We start from the raw sequence: 386 nt of genomic DNA, 5'->3' as shown, positions 1-386 counted from the left end.
TGACGCTCTTCCCCAAGGCCGATTCCTGGTACATGGGAGCGAACATCCCAGGCAAGCCGCGTCAGCTGCTCAACTACCCGTCTGTGGTCGGCTATGCCGAGATCTGCGATGCGGTCGCCGAGGCGGGTTATAGCGGTTTTCGGCTGTCGGCATGAGCGCCGCCGAGACTAGCGGATCGTTGGACATCGACCCGATCTGGGCCAACGACGGGGCGCATTTGCCAGACTGGTTCGTCGATGCGCTGGCCGTTCCGCGGGAAGAAGGCTTCGTCACCGTGGAAGGCGCGGAGGTGCACTATCTACGCTGGGGCGACCGGGCCAAGCCGGGCATCCTCATGGCGCACGGCTTTCTTGCCCATGCGCGCTGCTGGGCGTTTATCGCGCCGT

At 64.5% G+C, this 386-nt stretch carries 1 protein-coding gene; it reads left to right on the top strand.

Annotation, left to right across the window (positions count from 1 at the left end; all coding sequences use genetic code 11):
* Positions 1 to 151 precede the first annotated feature (151 nt).
* Positions 152 to 386: alpha/beta fold hydrolase (locus AX702_RS01275; RefSeq protein WP_443026276.1), on the top strand; the 235-nt coding region annotated here is incomplete at its 3' end.

The sequence above is a fragment of the Sphingomonas sp. CCH5-D11 genome (assembly GCF_001557395.1).
Classification (GTDB): Bacteria; Pseudomonadota; Alphaproteobacteria; order Sphingomonadales; family Sphingomonadaceae; genus Sphingomonas.
The sequence above is the reverse complement of the archived record's forward strand: the minus strand, read 5'-3'. Positions and strand labels throughout refer to the sequence as shown.